The sequence below is a fragment of the Xenorhabdus stockiae genome (assembly GCF_002632825.1).
GTDB lineage: Bacteria > Pseudomonadota > Gammaproteobacteria > Enterobacterales > Enterobacteriaceae > Xenorhabdus > Xenorhabdus stockiae.
The window spans coordinates 78,716-95,364 of the sequence record NZ_NJAJ01000019.1 but is presented as its reverse complement, the minus strand read 5'-3'; the positions used below and the strand labels follow the sequence as shown (position 1 = coordinate 95,364).

Annotated in this window: 14 protein-coding genes and 2 pseudogenes; 6 read left to right on the top strand and 10 right to left on the bottom strand. The window is 44.1% G+C overall.

Annotated elements, in window-relative coordinates; translation table 11 throughout:
- Positions 1-334: 334 nt before the first annotated feature.
- The 3 genes and pseudogenes from Xsto_RS11525 to Xsto_RS11515 all read left to right on the top strand — a co-directional run.
- Positions 335-1,060: pseudogene (locus tag Xsto_RS11525) on the top strand (IS630 family transposase); the annotation flags it as partial.
- Positions 1,061-1,129: 69 nt separating this feature from the next.
- Positions 1,130-1,558: an IS200/IS605 family transposase gene (gene tnpA, locus Xsto_RS11520; RefSeq protein WP_099125138.1), complete on the top strand. Its 429-nt coding sequence runs from the start codon at positions 1,130-1,132 to the stop codon at positions 1,556-1,558.
- A gap of 81 nt (positions 1,559-1,639) precedes the next feature.
- A pseudogene (locus Xsto_RS11515) lies at positions 1,640-1,956 on the top strand (transposase); the annotation flags it as partial.
- On the opposite strand, the gene Xsto_RS11510 reads toward Xsto_RS11515, so the two are convergent.
- Together Xsto_RS11510 and Xsto_RS11505 are read right to left on the bottom strand one after the other, a co-directional pair.
- Positions 1,957-2,430 (bottom strand): hypothetical protein, encoded by a 474-nt coding sequence (locus tag Xsto_RS11510; protein WP_099125137.1) that lies wholly within the window; start codon positions 2,428-2,430, stop codon positions 1,957-1,959. It abuts the pseudogene before it with no gap.
- A 6-nt stretch (positions 2,431-2,436) separates the two neighbouring features.
- The gene (locus Xsto_RS11505; RefSeq protein ID WP_099125136.1) at positions 2,437-2,829 is read right to left on the bottom strand and encodes an SMI1/KNR4 family protein; all 393 of its coding nucleotides are present in this window, start codon (positions 2,827-2,829) and stop codon (positions 2,437-2,439) included.
- A gap of 169 nt (positions 2,830-2,998) precedes the next feature.
- Here Xsto_RS11505 and Xsto_RS11500 point away from each other — a divergent pair, with 169 nt between their 5' ends.
- Positions 2,999-4,039 (top strand): IS5 family transposase, encoded by a 1,041-nt coding sequence (locus Xsto_RS11500; protein WP_099125135.1) that lies wholly within the window; start codon positions 2,999-3,001, stop codon positions 4,037-4,039.
- 894 nt (positions 4,040-4,933) lie between these two features.
- The gene (gene loiP / locus Xsto_RS11490) at positions 4,934-5,686 is read left to right on the top strand and encodes a metalloprotease LoiP (protein WP_099125133.1); all 753 of its coding nucleotides are present in this window, start codon (positions 4,934-4,936) and stop codon (positions 5,684-5,686) included.
- Positions 5,687-5,782: 96 nt separating this feature from the next.
- On the opposite strand, the gene secA is transcribed toward loiP, so the two are convergent.
- Together secA and secM are read right to left on the bottom strand one after the other, a co-directional pair.
- Entirely contained in the window at positions 5,783-8,491 is a 2,709-nt protein-coding gene (gene secA / locus Xsto_RS11485; RefSeq protein WP_099109902.1) for a preprotein translocase subunit SecA, read from the bottom strand.
- A 155-nt stretch (positions 8,492-8,646) separates the two neighbouring features.
- Complete coding sequence (gene secM, locus Xsto_RS11480; protein ID WP_099109903.1) at positions 8,647-9,183, bottom strand: secA translation cis-regulator SecM; 537 nt, start codon at positions 9,181-9,183, stop codon at positions 8,647-8,649.
- Positions 9,184-9,220: 37 nt separating this feature from the next.
- Between secM and Xsto_RS11475 the strand changes: the two genes are divergently transcribed.
- On the top strand, positions 9,221-9,772 hold the full coding sequence (locus Xsto_RS11475; protein WP_099109992.1) for a DUF721 domain-containing protein: 552 nt from the start codon (positions 9,221-9,223) through the stop codon (positions 9,770-9,772).
- Between the two features lie 134 nt (positions 9,773-9,906).
- Here the strand turns inward: Xsto_RS11475 and lpxC are convergent, their stop codons facing one another.
- From lpxC to murC, 6 genes are all read right to left on the bottom strand, one after another.
- Positions 9,907-10,827: a UDP-3-O-acyl-N-acetylglucosamine deacetylase gene (gene lpxC / locus Xsto_RS11470; RefSeq protein WP_099125132.1), complete on the bottom strand. Its 921-nt coding sequence runs from the start codon at positions 10,825-10,827 to the stop codon at positions 9,907-9,909.
- A gap of 99 nt (positions 10,828-10,926) precedes the next feature.
- Entirely contained in the window at positions 10,927-12,090 is a 1,164-nt protein-coding gene (gene ftsZ / locus Xsto_RS11465) for a cell division protein FtsZ (protein ID WP_099109905.1), read from the bottom strand.
- A 66-nt stretch (positions 12,091-12,156) separates the two neighbouring features.
- Positions 12,157-13,413: a cell division protein FtsA gene (gene ftsA / locus Xsto_RS11460; protein WP_086955564.1), complete on the bottom strand. Its 1,257-nt coding sequence runs from the start codon at positions 13,411-13,413 to the stop codon at positions 12,157-12,159.
- 35 nt (positions 13,414-13,448) lie between these two features.
- Complete coding sequence (gene ftsQ, locus Xsto_RS11455) at positions 13,449-14,255, bottom strand: cell division protein FtsQ (protein WP_099125131.1); 807 nt, start codon at positions 14,253-14,255, stop codon at positions 13,449-13,451.
- 1 nt (position 14,256) lies between these two features.
- Positions 14,257-15,177 (bottom strand): D-alanine--D-alanine ligase, encoded by a 921-nt coding sequence (locus Xsto_RS11450; protein ID WP_099109907.1) that lies wholly within the window; start codon positions 15,175-15,177, stop codon positions 14,257-14,259.
- A complete protein-coding gene (gene murC / locus Xsto_RS11445; RefSeq protein ID WP_099109908.1) occupies positions 15,170-16,645 on the bottom strand; it encodes a UDP-N-acetylmuramate--L-alanine ligase in 1,476 nt (491 codons plus the stop codon). Before murC ends, Xsto_RS11450 begins: the two co-directional genes overlap by 8 nt.
- Positions 16,646-16,649: the final 4 nt, after the last annotated feature.

Sequence of the window (16,649 nt, the reverse complement as noted above, 5' to 3'; positions counted from 1 at the left end):
GACAAAACTGCGCCCACTGGGGGATGAAAAGACGACAAAAGTCGTCGACATCGCAGAAAATTTCAACTAACTTGTCCATGGCCTGTTCCTCCCCGGAGTCGTTTTAGGCTTTCACCAAAACTTTGCTCCTGGAACAGGCCTCTCGTCAATTTCTTATCCAGAATTCAGGTTAATAATATAAAAAAAATCCCTAAATATTTCTTCGTGCAAATTATGACACTCAATAAACACTCTAAATGGATTTTCAAAATGGTAGGAGTATCAAAGAAACTCAGTCTCATTTTTGCGAATTTGGATTTTCCAGAAACAAAAAAGCAAAAAGAAGGACTGAGTTATGGTTATCCTACCACCCATTCCCCGTAATGAACGACGTTTGATGAAAAAAATGGCGCAAAAAACGCACGATAAAAAGTATGCCATTCGTATTCTCGCCATTCTCATGATTCATCAGGGTCAGCCAGTTTTCCATATCGCTGAAACACTCTGTGTTGCTCAGTCTTCTGTATGGCGTTGGATAAAGTCGTTTAGAACCTATAGTTGGTTAGGATTGCAAAGTAAGCCCTCAGGCCGTCATCAACGATGGAATTTAACCTGCTTTTTACCTTTTCTCTTTTATTTACTGCAACTTTCTCCTCAGCAGTTTGGTTATGCGCGCTCTCGCTGGAGTCTTGAACTTTTCATGATAAAAATCAACGAGTTAATTCGGATAAAATTTTCAATCAGCACACTTTATCGATTTTTCTGCAAAAATCAGATCGTTTGGCGGCGAGACGAGCCAACATTACATGAGAAAGATCCGGAATATGAAGAGAAGATGAAGCAAATTAACCAAGCATTACTTGGCGCATCAAAAGAACATCCCGTGTTTTATGAAGACGAAGTAGATATTCATTTCAACCCTAAAATAGGTTCAAACTGGTATCTTAAAGGCCAACAAAAACGGATTATCACACCGGGAAAGAACCAAAAATATTACTTTGCCGGATGTTTTGATATCCAAACGCGCGAAATTTTTTACACCGGTTCTGACAGGAAAAACTCTCATTTATTTTTCCATATGAAAGGTTAAAACCACCGACTTTAGTCGGTCAGCTTTAGCTGCGATACTGTGTTGCACGAGAAGTGCAATATGGATTACAGATATGGCAGCCACACGGTATTTCAGATTGAGTATCATTTTGTGTGGGTAACAAAATACAGGCACAAAGTGCTAACAGGTGAAGTTGGCTTACGGGTGAGAGAGCTAGTTCGTCAGAGCTGTGAAGCGTTTGAAATCAGGATAGTAGAAGGGGTCGTGAGCAAAGACCATGTGCATATACTGGTGAGTTGTCCTCCGAGCTTAGCGCCCTCAGAAATCATGAGGCGAATAAAGGGAAGGACAGCAAGTAAGTTGTTTGAAGAGTTTGCTCACTTGAAAAAGCGTTACTGGGGTCAGCATTTTTGGGGCAGAGGCTATTTTTGTGCGACGGTAGGTCAGTTAACGGAAGAGATGATAAAAGCCTATCTGGCGCATCATTTTGAACCGAACCCGAATGATCACTTCAGGCTGGATAATTGACGCATCGTTCAGCCGATGCGTATCCGGACTTTCAGTCCGTTAATCACTAACCCACCGACTTTAGTCGGTGGTTGTTGAGTTATCAATATGTTAGAAGAGTTAAAAAAAGTCACCGTCATGCAAAAACGCTAACCATCATTTTGGATAATTACAGCATTCATAAAAGTCGGTTGGTCAAGAAATGGCTGACTCAAAACCTGACAGTAAAATTGTTATTTCTTTCGGTTTATTCGCCTTGGTTGAATAAAATAGAGCGACTATGGCAATCATTGCATAAAACCGTCACACGAAACCATTGTTGTCGATACATGTGGGTGCTCATCAAAAGAATTAAGTTTTTTTTAAATGCGGCTTCAGCAAGTCAATGGAAAGGGATAGGAAATATGAAACTCTCATAATTATGAAAAGTTATTTAGTATTTTTAATACATATGGGTAAACATCATTATGCCCCTGTTCTACTATTCCTTCGAGTATATCCGCACCTTGTTCAGATAATGTTGGTAATTTATAAAAACTTTTTATCACCTGAATTCGTTCTTCATCTGTCTGCATATTTTGGTAAGACACCAACAACGTCTCTTCACTACCGCCCATATTATGGCCAAACCAGCTAGTATTATATTCTTGGATCACCTCATCCAACCAGCGTTCATACCAATCGAGAAAACTTTTTTCATAAGAAAAAAAGTACGACTTATCTGAATCACACCAATGGTGGGTATATAAAATTCGCCCTGCATATTTACCGGTAATCACCCACAATAAATCATATTCACAACCACAAGTGCCCAAATAAAACACCCCTTGATGAATAAGATGAACTCTTTCGTCAAATTCTTCATCAGAGCAATCATCATCAATTTGGCTCATAACCTGCTATTCTTGGTCACTCATGGTTGGTGATAAAATAGAAGGTAATGCGGCGGTTTGGTCATAACGACTTTCACTATCTTCAAAACGAGCAATACCATAATATGGCCCTGCTCCTCCGTTTCCTATTTGAGTCAGAAACAAAATAAAGTCTTCTGGTAATTGTGCCCCTGTTCTTTTTTGCCATTTCTCAATTTCTGCCAGTGCGATAGGTGGATTTAAAACATATTTGTGCCTATCCGAAGCAAATAACTCAAATTTTTTATCTATCTCTAATGCTAAAGGTAGCTTGAGCTGTACTCTTTTCACTTGATAATTTGGGTAAGCGAGATTTATTTCTAGCCTTGCTTGTGCAGGTGTTAATGATCCTTTTGGGAACAAATTTGATATAAAGCACATTTTAACTGAATATCCTAAATTTTATTATTTTCAACAAACGAGATAATCAAAATTGTTATTCTATTGAATACTAAATCAATTTAACCTGAAGGGAACCTCTAAAAACTTTTCATAGCGGCCTAAAAGAGTAAAATACAAACAGAACACATCTCTGTAAGGTAATGCCATCATGCTCTTACCTCGTTCTGCTTTGAAAAAAGACAAATTGGCGGCCGAATATCATCGTCAGAAAATAGATGAATTAGGCGACCCACTCCTTGCGCTTGATAAATATGTCGATTTTTCGGCACTCGCTGAGGCGGTTGACCGTGCGGTGCCCCGCATTGTTTCTCCTAAAGGGGGACGCCCGCCGTTTCCCACGGAGGTGATGGTTCGCATTATTATCCTGAAACATTTCCATAATCTTTCCGATGAAAAAATGGAATATCAATTACTTGACCGAATGAGCTGGCAACGTTTTTGTCGTTTGACCGATGTCATTAATATTCCAGACCGCAACACGATTTGGTGTTTCGAAAAACGTCTCGGACAAGAAGGGGCCAATGCCTTATTTGAAGAAGCCAAACATCAACTCTCCACACAGGGATTCATTCCCCGTGGTGGTCAAATTATCGATGCCACGTTGATACCGGTTCCTAAGCAACACAACAAAAAAGAAGAGAATGAACAAATCCGTCAGGGTAAAACCCCGGATAATTGGACGGAAAACAAACGTTGCCAGAAAGATACGGAGGCCACCTGGACGAAAAAACACGGGAAAAGTTATTTTGGCTACAAACTCACGATTAATGTCGATGTCAAGTACAAAGTCATTCGTCAGACCGCCACAGGAACCGCCTCTGCCCATGACAGCCAGTATTTTGAAGATGTTTTGGACAGGGCCAATACGAGTCGGGATATTTATCCGGACAAAGGGTATGCCAGCCATCAGCGTGAGCTGACACTGAAAGGACAAGGCTATCGTGTACATATTCAAAGAAAAGCGTCACGAAATAACCCGTTATCAAACTGCCAGAAAGGGCGTAACAAGAAAATCTCGCGAACTCGGGCGCGAGTAGAACATATCTTTGGTTCATTCACCCAGATGGGAGAAAAATTCATCCGGACGGTAGGTCAACTGCGGGCTAATTTCACGATGATGTTAATGGTGACCTGCTATGATTTACAACGTTTGGTTTATTTTGGAAAATCGGGCATTCATGCCTTTTAATCCTTGAAAAAGTCAGAAAGTGTCACCCTCAATAAGGTCAATGTTATTACGGATAGGTACAAGATTGATCTTATTTTTCATGGGATAGTTTTTAGAGGTTCCCACATGAGATTGCGATAATCGGATTATGGAGCAGTTCGTTGCCTGCATGAACTGTGCATTTTTTGCCGATGAAAGCATAATGATATCTGTTTCAGATTGACCATACAATTGCTCGTTCCATGCCTATTCTATCAACAGCTGCCAGCCGACTGATTTAGCGATTTTTCCTGCCCACAATACTTAGCCCTGACAGTTCAGTACAGTCTAAGCTTATTTAACATGCAATGTTAGAGTAATTTTCTATTCCGATTCTTACACAACCAATAAAAAAGAAAACCGCCTATAATTTAATGTTTATCCAACAGTATCGCCGAGTAAGACGATGAATAAAATAAACTATTACTTACATCAGAGAATATAACTCACGAAATATTATTTATTGTAAATTCACTTCACATTGAATGAATGTTTATTTCATTTTTCAATGGTTATTATTTATCTCATCACCAGAATAAATTTCCAAGAAAAGTAACCGATATGAGCTAACACAGCGACTTTATTGCCACTGTTAGAGAGGGAGATCGTAATGGACGTTCCCATTCTGGCTATCAGCATTATTTTTTCTAACCGACGATCATTTACGGCAAAAAGATAACGCATACTGTGCTATATTTGTTAAATTAAACTAAATTACTCTACTTATGGTTTGATTATTTTGTTTAAAACGTTATCAAATTCACATAATCACCATTATTAGAGTTTATTCCTATTATTATTTTTAGCAAAATGCATCATCTTTTAATGCCCTAAAAGTATTAGGGCTGCGTGTATTGCAAAGGAAAAAACAACGTTATGAAAATGAAAGCTCTTGTTGCGGTAGCTGTTTCTGCTGTAATGCTGACGGGTTGTCAGAATCTTGATCATGGAATGCTGGCCAGCTCTGGGATGCAATTATTCAAGGCAGCGACGCTAAATGATTCTGATGTTAAACAGCTATCTGACCAATCATGTAGAGATATGGATGCACAAAATAAAATTGCCCCCGCATCCAGCCAATACGCTAAGCGTCTGAACAAAATCGCCAAAGCATTAGGACACGAAATTAATGGTACTCCAGTTAACTACAAGGTTTATCTGACTGATGATGTAAACGCATGGGCAATGGCTAATGGTTGTGTACGTGTATACAGCGGCCTGATGAATATGATGAACGATAATGAAGTCGAAGGTGTTCTGGGCCATGAAATGGGGCACGTTGCATTGGGCCACTCGCGTAAAGCAATGCAGGTTGCCTATGCAGCCGTTGCTGCGCGTACCGCAGCAGCATCAGCCGGTGGTGTCGCAGCACAGTTGAGCGATTCTCAACTTGCAGATCTGGGGCAAAAACTGCTCAACTCGCAGTTTTCACAACATCAGGAAAGTCAGGCTGATGACTTCTCTTATGAGCTACTGAAAAAGCGCAATATTAAAACTGAAGGCTTGGCAACCAGTTTCGAAAAACTGGCTAAGCTGGGCAGTGGTGAAACCAGTATGTTTGATTCACACCCACCTTCAAAGGAACGTGCTGAACACGTTCGTAATCGTATCGCAGCCGATAAGAAATAATAAGTTCTGCCCTGATTGAAGCGGTGACAATGGCACCGCTTCAGACTGCTGACAGCCAGAGATAATTTATCTCTGGCTGCTTATCGCTGGCTTTAATTATAAACGACCGTGGCAATGCTTATATTTTTTGCCTGAGCCACATGGGCAAGGATCGTTACGTCCAACTTTACGGGAACCGCTTGCCATTTGTGCTTCGGCTTCTGACATCAAAGCCCCTTGCTCAATCTCATGGCTTAAGTGCTGCTGGCTTGCCAGACGCTCCGCTTCTGCACGGCGCTGCTGTTCAAGAGCTTCCACTTCTTCCGGCATCCTGACCTGAACTTTGCCCAAGGTGCTGATAACTTCATATTTCAGTGATTCCAGCATATTGGCAAACATAGCGAAAGATTCACGCTTATATTCCTGCTTTGGATCTTTCTGCGCATAACCACGTAGGTGGATGCCCTGACGCAGATAATCCATTGCCGCCAGATGCTCCTTCCACAATGTATCCAGCGTTTGCAGCATGATGCCTTTTTCAAAGTTACGCATCATTTCTGCACCGACGATTTCTTCTTTCTGTTTATAAACTTCTATCGCCTTTTCAAGAATGCGCTCTCGCAATGTTTCTTCATGGAGTTCCGGCTCTTGATCCAGCCACTCTTTAATTGGCAAATGCAGATCAAAGTCATTGACCAAACGCTCTTCCAAGCCCGGAATATCCCACATTTCTTCCAGAGATTGTGGCGGGATATAAGCATCAATGGTCACTTTGAAAACATCTTCACGGATGCTGGAGATGGTTTCGCTGACATCGCTCACATCAAGCAGGTCGTTACGTTGCGCATAAATCGCACGGCGCTGGTCATTGGCAACATCGTCATATTCCAGCAATTGTTTACGGATATCGAAGTTACGGCTTTCAACTTTACGCTGTGCATTGGCAATAGCTTTAGTGACCCATGGGTGTTCAATCGCTTCGCCCGGCTGCATCCCCAGTTTGCGCATCATTCCTGTTACACGCTCTGAAGCAAAGATACGCATCAGGGAATCTTCCATTGAGAGGTAGAAGCGTGAAGAACCCGCATCCCCCTGGCGACCAGCACGACCACGCAGCTGGTTATCGATACGGCGTGATTCGTGACGCTCTGTACCAATAATATGTAAACCACCCGCTGCCAGCACTGCATCATGACGTTCCTGCCATGCCGCTTTGATTTGCTCAATTTGATCTTCTGTCGGCTCGTCCAGCTTAGCAATTTCTGCCTGCCAGCTTCCCCCCAGTACGATATCCGTACCACGTCCAGCCATGTTGGTTGCTATAGTAACAGTACCAGCCTGACCTGCCTGTGCAATGATGTCGGCTTCCATTGCGTGGAATTTCGCGTTCAGAACATTATGCACAATATCCGCTTTGGTCAGTGCATTCGAAATCACTTCTGATTTTTCAATCGAGATAGTTCCCACTAACACTGGCTGGTTGTTATTAACGCGCTCTTTAATATCTTCAATGATCGCATCAATTTTTTCCGCTTCCGTCATGTAGACCAGATCAGGTAAATCCTGACGGATCATCGGACGGTTAGTTGGAACGACAATGGTATCCAGTTTATAAATAGAACTGAATTCAAAGGCTTCGGTGTCAGCCGTACCTGTCATACCTGCCAGTTTTTCATACAGGCGGAAGTAGTTCTGGAAGGTGATAGAGGCCAGCGTCTGGTTTTCATTCTGGATCTCAACATGCTCTTTGGCTTCCACTGCCTGATGCAAACCATCAGACCAACGACGCCCCTGCATAGTACGCCCGGTGTGTTCATCAACAATTATGACCTCACCATCTTTAACGATATAGTCAACATCACGGGTAAACAAGACATGTGCCCGCAATGCTGCAGTTACATGGTGCATCAGCATAATATTGGATGGAGAATAAAGTGATTCACCTTCATCCATCACTTTAGCATTCACCAACAACTCTTCAATCAGCACCAGACCACGCTCGGTCAGGTTAACCTGACGTGTTTTTTCATCAACAGAGAAGTGCCCTTCGCCCTGAAAAGTGTCTGAATCTTCTTGTTCCTGTCGGATTAATTGAGGGATCAGTTTATCTACTTTGATATAAAGCTCAGAGCTGTCTTCTGCCGGACCAGAAATAATCAGTGGAGTACGAGCTTCATCGATCAGAATGGAGTCAACTTCATCCACCAGAGCGTAATGCAGTTTGCGTTGCACCCGCTCTTCCGGGCTGAATGCCATGTTGTCACGCAGGTAATCGAAACCGTATTCGTTATTGGTACCATAAGTAATATCTGCGGCGTAAGCAGCACGTTTTGCTGGAGCTGGCATGTTTGGTAAGTTGATACCAACGCTCAGTCCCAAAAATTCAAACAACGGGCGATTATTTTCAGCATCACGCTGTGCCAGATAATCGTTCACAGTAACAACATGAACACCGCGTCCACTCAGTGCGTTCAAATAGGCTGGCAGTGTTGCAGTCAGAGTTTTACCTTCACCTGTACGCATTTCTGCAATACAACGCTCATTAAGTACCATCCCACCCAGTAACTGCACATCGAAATGGCGCATACCAAACACACGCTTACTGGCTTCACGTACTGTAGCAAAGGCTTCTGGCAGAATTTTTTCCAGTGATTCGCCCTCTTTAAGACGGGCACGGAATTGCTCTGTTTTAGCTTTTAGTTCTTCATCAGACAGCTTTTCAAAATCAGGTTCCATACGGTTGATCACATCAACCGATTTACGCAAACGACGCAGGGTACGATCGTTACGGCTACCAAAAATCTTAGTAAGTAATTTAATCAACATAGTTAATACATCTCAAATGAGGCCACAATTACAGCCAATCAATTGTGTCTTTTATACCCATTATTATTCAAATTGCTGCCAGGCAACTTGCTGTCGATTGGGATATATGACTCGAATTTAGTTACTGTCTTATTATCAGAAATCAGACAGATACATTACAATAAAGATTGATGGTCAACCGCAGGCCCGGCTCTAATACCCTGAATTTGAGCAACCCAAAGTGCCGGTGTATGGACATCCGGAGAAATTGCTGCCACAGTCTCAGCACCAACCGCAGATTCAAATCGGGTCGGCGCCTGTATTAGCATGGCATGCAGTGTATCCAACATGATCTGTTGCATAAAAGGTACTGCAACTCGGATACTTTCTTTTGCTTCTTCATATCTGACAGGCTCAGAAATAGAAAAAGCAAAAGAAAGTTGCCGAATAACATTACGAACAGCGTGTTGTTGCCAATAATTTAAGTAATTAGAGGGCTGGCGCTGAGCGTTTTGTAACTGAAACAGATGTTCAAATGATGAAAGTGCCCGATTTTGGTTTCTCTGGGCAGATGAGGTATTTGTATGTGGTAGGCTTTCTGCGGCTCCGGCCAAAACGGGAGGCACACCAATTCCTGTAGCAACCATGCTCAGTAAAAGATGAGGCCAAAAATAACGCCTGCCAAATTGTCGCCAAAGATTTAGAATACTCATGAAACCTTCATTAATAAATACTGGAACCGCCTTTATTATGCGAGATAGCCGCCCACAATCACTAGACTTGTTATTGTTTGAAAGTCAGCCAGAAAATGCGGCATCTGCCGGAAAAAGCCCGCTTCAGGCCATTCAACGACATGCCATCGCATTACTGAAACTCAACCGGGCTGTTCTTAGCCTGCTTCCGGGGCAAGTACGCCCTTGGTGCCGGGTCGCAAATTATCGTAAACATATTTTGGTGCTGGAAACAGGTAATGCCAGCTGGAAAACCAGACTTTACTATGAAATTCCCGTTTTACTCTCCGCATTAAGAAGTGAAATTCTACCATCTTTATCTTCTATCGACATCAGGATTAACCCATCATTAATGGTTAAAAGTCATAATAATGAACAGAGTGTCGAAAAAATATCAGAAAGAAAACTTAATAATGATAGCCAGAGCTTACCAACTCGCCAACTAAGCCATGAAAGTGCAGAAACATTGATAGCATTGGCCGAACGTAGCCCTGAAAAATTGAAAAGAAGGTTGGAGCGATTGGCTGCGCTGGCCGGAGAGAGTACCAGTACAGCCAAGATGAAACGTTAGCGCTGAATAAAAAACATCAGCGAGAGGAGCGTAATAGATAACATAACCCACTGATGAATCATAAGAATATTCTCAATACATAGATTATCAATAATAGCTGTATTAATAATCTACTGTCTTAATAATCGACTGTATTAATATGCCAACACTGTTGATGGTGCGCGGAAAGCCAGTGGCATTTCAGCTTCATCTTCAAATGTGACAAATTCCCAAGCACTTTCCTGCGCCAAAACTGCCTGTAACAGTTTATTATTCAAAGCATGACCTGATTTAAACGCAGTAAATGCGCCAATAATGTTATAACCACACATAAACAAGTCACCGATGGCATCCAACATTTTATGTCGGACAAACTCATCTTCAAAGCGCAGGCCATCTTCATTGAGTACGCGGTAATCATCTACCACGATCGCACAATCAAAGCTGCCGCCTAAGCATAAGCCCTGAGATTGCAGGTACTCAATGTCACGCATAAATCCAAAAGTACGCGCACGACTAATCTGGCGAACAAAAGAATCTGCCGAAAAATCCAGACTATAACGCTGAGTGCTGGAATCAATCGCCGGATGTTTAAAGTCAATGGTGAAATCCAGACTAAAACCGTGATATGGTGCCAGTTCAGCCCATTTATCACCCTCTTCCACGCGAACTGTATCTTTCATACGCATGAATTTTTTCGCAACGTTCAGCTCTTCAATGCCTGCATCCAATAACAGGAAGACAAACGGGCTGGCGCTACCATCCATAATCGGAATTTCTGGCGCGTCAACATCAATAACAATATTATCGATACCCAAACCTGCCAGTGCCGCATTCAGATGCTCAACAGTTGAGATTCGCACATTTTGTTCATTTACCAGACAAGTGCAGAGCATAGTATCACGCACGGATTTGGCATCAGCCGGGAAATCTACCGGGGGATTCAAGTCAGTACGACGATAGATGACCCCGGTGTTAGCCGGCGCGGGACGCATTGTTAATGTGACTTTTTTACCGGTATGTAAACCGACACCTGTCGCCTGAACAATACGTTTTAATGTCCTTTGTTTGATCATCGTTTATCTCTCGCAATATTACTAATCCTGCCAATCACTATAAAATATGATTGGCAGAATATTTTAACACAAAAAGCGGAGAAACCAATTTTTTAGCTATCAGTCAGCCTGCTTGCGCAAAAATGCCGGAATATCTAGATAATCAGGTTCTTTACTTGTCTGTGCATTTTGGTCATTGACCACTTTTGCTGCTGGTTTATTTTCATCAGGTAATGATGAAATTCCACCAGGCATTTGCTGATAGCGGCGATCCAATGTATTTGGCTGAGATGCCTTGTTATTAGTCACCAGCGTAATTTCAGGACGTTTATCCATCCCGATACCCGTGGCTACCACAGTGACACGCAGCTCATCATTCATATCCGGATCCAGTGATGTACCGATAACCACCGTTGCATTGTCTGAAGCAAATGCACGGATAGTATTACCCACTGTTTCAAATTCATCCAGACGCAGATCAAAGCCCGCTGTAATGTTGACCAGTACACCACGCGCTCCGGACAGATCGATGTCTTCCAGCAATGGGCTGGAAATAGCCATTTCAGCCGCCTCTTCCGCACGGTCTTCGCCCTGCGCGATACCAGAGCCCATCATGGCATAACCCATTTCGGACATCACAGTACGAACGTCAGCGAAGTCAACATTCATCAAGCCGGGACGCGTGATCAGTTCAGCGATACCTTGAACCGCACCTTTCAGCACGTCATTGGCTGCACCAAATGCATCCAACAGAGAGATGCCACGGCCCAGCACTTTCAGCAATTTATCGTTTGGAATAGTGATCAGAGAGTCCACATGTTTGGACAGTTCAGTGATCCCCTGCTCCGCGAAGGCCATACGTTTTTTGCCTTCAAAATTAAATGGCTTGGTGACAACAGCAACGGTCAGAATTCCAAGCTCTTTGGCAATCTCAGCCACAACGGGAGCAGCACCGGTTCCTGTACCGCCACCCATACCGGCAGCGATAAATACCATATCGGCCCCTTCCAGTGCCGTACGCAGTGATTCGCGGTCTTCTTCCGCCGCTGTACGTCCGACCTCAGGGTTTGCACCAGCGCCCAATCCTTTTGTAATGCCGTTGCCAATCTGGATGGTCTGACCGACAGCTGTTTTACGCAATGCCTGAGCATCAGTGTTAACCGCAAAGAAATCGACACCTTCAATACGCTCACGCACCATATGTTCAACAGCATTACCGCCGCCACCGCCGACGCCGATGACTTTAATCACCGCGTCATTGGTTAATTCCAGTGGTTCAAACATAATTTCTCTCCGTTTTGTGCCTTTATGTCGAGGCCGACATCATTTTCACGGCCTCTGTATAAAAAATCAAAATTCTTTTCTCAGCCAGCTACTGACTTTTTTGAACCAGCCGCTTACTGAAGTTCTTTTATCAGCATCAGAATCGCCGCCAAGGTGGGATTCTTTGCCATAATGCAGAAGCCCGACTGCTGTTGAGTAGCAAGGCTCCTGCACGTAATCTGTCAGGCCGGTAATGTTCAGGGGACGTCCAATACGTACCTGAGTATGAAATACTCGTTGGGCACACTCAGCCAACCCATCTATCTGAGCACCCCCACCTGTTAAAACGATCCCTGCGGCCAGATGATGTTTTACCCCCTGCTGACGCAATTGCTCCTGCAATCGTAAAATTTCATCATTGACTAAATTCAGCAGTTCGGTATAACGTGGCTCAATAACCTCAGCCAGAGTCTGGCGTTGCAAACTGCGGGGAGGGCGTCCTCCCACACTCGGAACTTCAACGCTTTCATCCTTGCTGACTATCGAACCCAGTGCGCAACCGTGGCGTACCTTGATAGTCTCAGCGTCACTCGGCGGTGTACCAAATGCATAGGCAATATCACTGGTAACAACATTTCCTGCATATGGGATCACTTTGGTATGACGCAATGCACCGCCAGTATATACCGCGATATCCATCGTTCCGCCGCCGATATCAACGACACATACCCCTAATTCACGCTCATCTTCTGTCAAAACAGCATAACTTGCCGCTAATCCTGCAAAAATAAGCTGGTCAACTTTCAGCCCACAACGCTCAACAGCTTTTACAATATTTTTTGCCATGTCGTTATGGCAGGTAATCAAATGCACTTTCGCCTGCATACGCACACCGGAAAGCCCGACTGGGTTTTTGATACCTTCCTGATAATCGATAGCGTATTCTTGTGGGATCACATGCAAAATACGGTGCTCATCGCGAACACGAACCGATTTGGCTGTATGGACAACACTGTCCACATCATCCTGTGTTACTTCTTCTTCTGAAATTGGCACCATGCCAATTTCGTTCTGGCAACTAATATGTTTGCCAGACAGCGCCAGATAAACTGAAGATATTTGGCAATCTGCCATTAACTCAGCCTGATCAATCGCACGCTGGACGCATTTAACGACTGATTCAAGATCGTTGACGCCGCCTTTATCCATGCCGCGGGATGGGCAATTTCCCACTCCGATAATATTAACCATACCATCGGGCAGAATTTCACCAACCAGGGCAGATACATTTGCTGTCCCGATTTCAAGGCCAACTACCAATTTTCTGTCCGTTGATTTGATCATCGTTGTTCTGCCTGTCTCTGTATTATTGCCAGTCACTATTTATTTTCTTGCACGTTCATTGAAGCCGGTGCGTCAGTTAATAAAGGAGCCCAGCCAACCGCAGCACCACTGTCATAACGTAAGTCCACATAAGCCACACGTTTTTGCGTGTTTTTCTGCAACACAGGGTAAAGTTCAATAAAACGCTGAATGCGCCCTTCTTGATCTTTATTACCCAATTCCAGCCGGACGTCATTATCCAGTACCAGTTGCCAGGAATTACGAGCCGTCATGATCACTGCTTTCAATTTCATTTTATGTGCAGCAAGCTGTTCAGCCATTGTGCGATATTCTGCCAATACGACTTTTTCTTTGCCTTCCGGGCCATAGAGCATGGAATAATGCCCTCCGGCGCTACGTTCGATAGGCAAACTGAATACTCTTCCTTCTTTATCCAGCATGTGCGTATCGTTCCAACGCACATAAGGGACGTATTCTACCAGATGAATTTTCAGTTCATCAGGCCATTGTTTACGTACAGTGACCTGACGGACCCATGGCAGCCGCTCTATCTGGCCCTGAATGACATTGACATCCTGTGTCATAAATGTCTCTGGCGTGCCCAGTGACAGGATTGCCTGCCTGACATCATCATCCGTGGTGTAATGCCGCTGGCCTGTCAACACCAGTTTTGAGAGTGGCAGCCGGTTTGAATCCTTCATCCACTCTAAGGTTACCCAGCCTCCCCATATGACAGTGCCAACCACCATCAGGAAGAAGAGGAACCCTGCCAGATAATAACCATTACTGGGGCGGGAACTCCGAACTTCAATTTCCCGCGTATTCCGGGCTGCCTGTGACATATCAATCAGCCAGCTCCAGAATTCTCGCTACTAATTGTGAAAAACTTAATCCCGTCTGACGCGCAGCCTGAGGCACCAGACTATGACTTGTCATGCCCGGAGAAGTGTTCACTTCCAGTAGATAGAAATTGCCATTTCCATCATCCATGATATCAACCCTTCCCCAGCCACTGCATCCCACGATCTTGTAGGCTCTTAATGCGAGATCCGCCAACTCTTGCTCTTTTTCTGCACTTAAACCACTAGGGCAGAAATATTTAGTTTCGTTTGAGATATATTTCGCATCATAGTCATAAAATACTTCCGGTGCCTGAATACGAATGGAGGGAAGAACTTCATCACCAAGAAATGCCACTGTATATTCCGGGCCAAACATCCATTTCTCAACCAAGATAATTTGGTCATATTGGAATGCCAGCTCCAGTGCTCCACGCAACTCGGAGTAGTCGTTCACTTTTGTCATGCCAACACTGGAACCTTCCAGATTTGGCTTAACCATTAATGGCAGCCCTAATTCTTGAACATATTCTTTGATTTGAAAATCATTAAGTTGTTCAAATTGATGAGAATTAATCACAACATAGGGAGAAACAGGCAGTTTTGCCCCTTGCCATAACTGCTTTGTGCGCAATTTATCCATTGATAAAGCGGATGCCATTACGCCGCTGCCGGTATAAGGAAGCTGCAAAAATTCCAGTACGCCCTGTACTGTACCATCTTCACCACCACGTCCATGCAGGGCGATAAAGACTTTGCTGAACCCTTCTTCCTTGAGTTTAGTCACATCAAAGTATTTTGTATCGACTGAATGTGCATTAATACCTGCTTCCTTCAACCCAGCTACAACAGCCTGCCCGGATTGCAGTGAAACTTCACGTTCAGCAGAAGTTCCTCCCAACAAGACAGCGACCTTATCAGCCATGATGCTCCCCTTCATTAAAAGACGGCTGTAATTTTGTTTCAGCCAAATTGCGCGCTATTTTACCGATATTACCGGCACCCTGTACTAATACTAAGTCGTTGTTTTCCATTATTTGTGACAGCATGACCGAAATTTGCTCCGGTTCTGACACCAGTATCGGGTCTAGCTTCCCTCGACTGCGAATAGTACGACATAAGGAACGGCTGTCCGCTCCCGGTATCGGAGTTTCCCCGGCAGAATAAACATCCAGCATTAACAACACATCCACCTGATTCAATACATTGGCAAAGTCATCGTACAAATCACGCGTTCTGGTATAACGGTGAGGCTGGAATACCATAACGATACGTTTATCTGGCCAGCCAGCTCGCGCAGCCTTTACTGTCGCATCAACTTCAGTCGGGTGATGACCATAATCATCAACCAACATGACACTGCCTTCTTTGTTGTTAATATTCCTGAGAGAAAAATCACCCAAGAAGTCAAAGCGGCGTCCGGTACCCTGAAATTCAGCGAGCGATGCCAGAATCGCTGTATCATCAATGCCTTCTTCAGTTGCGACAGCCACAGCGGCTGTTGCATTCAGTGCGTTATGTTTTCCCGGAGCATTCAGGACAACATGAAGTTCAGGTAAATCTTCACGGCTGATGGTAAAGAAACCCTGTGCACCCTTCTGTTCATAATGGGTAATGCGAACGTCAGCCTCTTTGCTGAAGCCATAAGTCGTCACATAACGACCGATACGCGGAATTAACTCCTTCACAACCGGATCATCAATACACATCACGGCCCGACCATAAAATGGCAAATTATACAGGAAGTTGACAAAAGTCTGCTTCAGGTTTTCAAAGTCTCCCTGATAGGTATCCATATGATCGGGTTCAATATTGGTTACCACCGCCATCATGGGTTGCAAGTGCAGGAAAGACGCATCGCTTTCATCCGCTTCAGCAATCAGGTAACGGCTGGTACCAAGACGAGCATGAGTACCCGCAGACTTGACCAACCCGCCATTGACAAAAGTAGGATCAAGGCCAGCCTGAGCATAGATACCTGCAATCATTGCTGTCGTCGTCGTTTTACCATGCGTTCCCGCAACAGCGATGCCATGTCGGTAGCGCATCAGCTCTGCCAGCATCTCTGCACGACGGATAACCGGGATACGGGCTTCACGGGCAGCAATAATTTCTGGGTTATCGGCAGGAATTGCTGTTGATGCAACGACCACGCTGGCATTGCGTACATTCTCCGCGCGGTGATTAAAATAAATAGTTGCTCCCAGTTCAATCAGTTGCTGCGTAACAGGATTAGGAGCGAGATCAGAACCACTTATCTGATAACCTTCATTGGCCAACACCTCGGCGATCCCACCCATGCCAGCACCACCAATGCCAACAAAGTGGATATGCCTGACTTTTCTCATTTCAGGCACTGAAGCTCTTAATTTCGCCAACTGTTGTATATTCACGTTT

What these genes read in the sequence shown, in the direction of transcription:
- tnpA (WP_099125138.1), top strand. Translation starts at nt 1,130, where the DNA reads ATGGATTACAGATATGGCAGCCACACGGTATTTCAGATTGAGTATCAT.
- Xsto_RS11510 (WP_099125137.1), bottom strand. Translation starts at nt 2,430, where the DNA reads ATGAGCCAAATTGATGATGATTGCTCTGATGAAGAATTTGACGAAAGA.
- Xsto_RS11505 (WP_099125136.1), bottom strand. Translation starts at nt 2,829, where the DNA reads ATGTGCTTTATATCAAATTTGTTCCCAAAAGGATCATTAACACCTGCA.
- Xsto_RS11500 (WP_099125135.1), top strand. Translation starts at nt 2,999, where the DNA reads ATGCTCTTACCTCGTTCTGCTTTGAAAAAAGACAAATTGGCGGCCGAA.
- loiP (WP_099125133.1), top strand. Translation starts at nt 4,934, where the DNA reads ATGAAAATGAAAGCTCTTGTTGCGGTAGCTGTTTCTGCTGTAATGCTG.
- secA (WP_099109902.1), bottom strand. Translation starts at nt 8,491, where the DNA reads ATGTTGATTAAATTACTTACTAAGATTTTTGGTAGCCGTAACGATCGT.
- secM (WP_099109903.1), bottom strand. Translation starts at nt 9,183, where the DNA reads ATGAGTATTCTAAATCTTTGGCGACAATTTGGCAGGCGTTATTTTTGG.
- Xsto_RS11475 (WP_099109992.1), top strand. Translation starts at nt 9,221, where the DNA reads ATGCGAGATAGCCGCCCACAATCACTAGACTTGTTATTGTTTGAAAGT.
- lpxC (WP_099125132.1), bottom strand. Translation starts at nt 10,827, where the DNA reads ATGATCAAACAAAGGACATTAAAACGTATTGTTCAGGCGACAGGTGTC.
- ftsZ (WP_099109905.1), bottom strand. Translation starts at nt 12,090, where the DNA reads ATGTTTGAACCACTGGAATTAACCAATGACGCGGTGATTAAAGTCATC.
- ftsA (WP_086955564.1), bottom strand. Translation starts at nt 13,413, where the DNA reads ATGATCAAATCAACGGACAGAAAATTGGTAGTTGGCCTTGAAATCGGG.
- ftsQ (WP_099125131.1), bottom strand. Translation starts at nt 14,255, where the DNA reads ATGTCACAGGCAGCCCGGAATACGCGGGAAATTGAAGTTCGGAGTTCC.
- Xsto_RS11450 (WP_099109907.1), bottom strand. Translation starts at nt 15,177, where the DNA reads ATGGCTGATAAGGTCGCTGTCTTGTTGGGAGGAACTTCTGCTGAACGT.